The 828-nt window shown below is 50.4% G+C and carries 2 protein-coding genes; both read right to left on the bottom strand.

What is annotated here, in order from left to right:
- Nucleotides 1–223 (bottom strand): inorganic diphosphatase (locus tag ACTHUM_RS15890; protein ID WP_440403405.1); only part of this gene is annotated, 223 nt, incomplete at its 3' end.
- Between the two features lie 84 nt (nt 224–307).
- Complete coding sequence (gene nudB, locus ACTHUM_RS15885; protein ID WP_070461666.1) at nt 308–772, bottom strand: dihydroneopterin triphosphate diphosphatase; 465 nt, start codon at nt 770–772, stop codon at nt 308–310.
- Nucleotides 773–828: the final 56 nt, after the last annotated feature.

Raw genomic sequence — 828 nt, 5'->3', positions numbered from 1 at the left:
GCAATACATCCAATTCGTCGCCGTCTTCGTCCAAAGTTTGCGGAATGAAGCCGTAGTTGGTCGGCTTGGCGAAAATTGCCGGTTCAACGCGGTCGAGTTGGAAAGCGGCCAGTTTGCGGTTCCATTCGATTTTGTGGTTGCTGCCCGCTGGGATTTCGTTGACAACGTTGATGATGCCGCCATCCACATCGCCCGGGGTCAGGATTTTGTTGAAGTCTGCCATGATGGTTTCCTTTGATTTTAAAGAGAGTCAAACGGCGAAAGTATAGCAAACCCAAGGCCGTCTGAAAATGTGAAACTGTCGTATTCAGACGGCCTTTTTGGCATTCAGCCTTTTAATCAATTCTAAAATTGCGCGTTTATTGGAAGGCGAAAACACTTTTTCCGCCGCTTCTTCCGCACCAAACCAACCGTAGGCAACGTGTTCGTCCGGTTGCAGGACAATGGGCGTATCACGCGGAATTTGGGCGGAGAAGATGTGTTCGCGGTTTTCAAACACACCTTTGGGATAGCGATGGCGCCAGTGATGATAGATTTCATAAACGGTGCTGTCGTGCCAGTTTTCCAGCAGACCGTCTGCAAGGCGGATACCGGTTTCTTCCCACACTTCGCGCCATGCGGTTTCTTCGATACGCTCGCCTTCTTCCAAGCTGCCGGTAACCGACTGCCAAAAACCTTGCGGCGCCGTGCGTTCAATCAGCAGGATATTGCCGTCTTCATCATGCAAGACAACCAAAGCGGAAACGGGATACTTCAAAGGCTTACCGCTCATGACTTGTCCTTGCCGGTTTGGTTGGGGAGGCTGATTTTTTGTAGTAAGTAAACCAA

This window comes from Neisseria sp. P0021.S006 (assembly GCF_051956895.1).
Note: the sequence above shows the minus strand (reverse complement) of the source record. Positions and strands in the feature narration are given on the sequence as shown.